At 68.9% G+C, this 366-nt stretch carries 1 protein-coding gene (only partly in view); it reads left to right on the top strand.

Translation table 11 applies throughout. The annotated features are described in order from the left end of the window. Window positions 1–366, top strand: part of the annotated coding region (locus CCN51_RS49395) for a right-handed parallel beta-helix repeat-containing protein (protein WP_143676175.1) (this coding region is incomplete at its 3' end). The annotated region extends 284 nt beyond the left edge of the window; 366 of its 650 annotated nt are in view.

Genomic DNA, 366 nt, shown 5'->3' with positions numbered 1-366 from the left:
GGTCCGGGTCGACGGCTCGCGGCTCTCCACCGGCTCCTCGCTGCTCTCGCTCCGCGCCGACTACTGGACCGTCTCGGGCATGGAATTCCGCAACGCCCCCGGCGGCGGCCTGGTCTGCAACTCCTGCGCGCGCACCGTCTTCGACAACCTCTCCACCCACGGCAACGGCGACACCGGGCTCACGCTGCGCGGCAAGGGCAGCGACAACAACGTCATCCGCAACCTGGACTCGTACGACAACCACGACGACGCCACCGGCGGCAAGCAGGCGGACGGCATAGCCATCACCCACGGCTCCGGCGACGGCAATGTGATCAGCGGAGTCCGGGCGTTCAACAACAGCGACGACGGCGTGGACCTGTGGAG

Source organism: Streptomyces milbemycinicus, assembly GCF_002154605.1.
Taxonomy (GTDB): domain Bacteria; phylum Actinomycetota; class Actinomycetes; order Streptomycetales; family Streptomycetaceae; genus Streptomyces; species Streptomyces milbemycinicus.
This window is presented reverse-complemented; position numbering and strand designations above follow the sequence as displayed.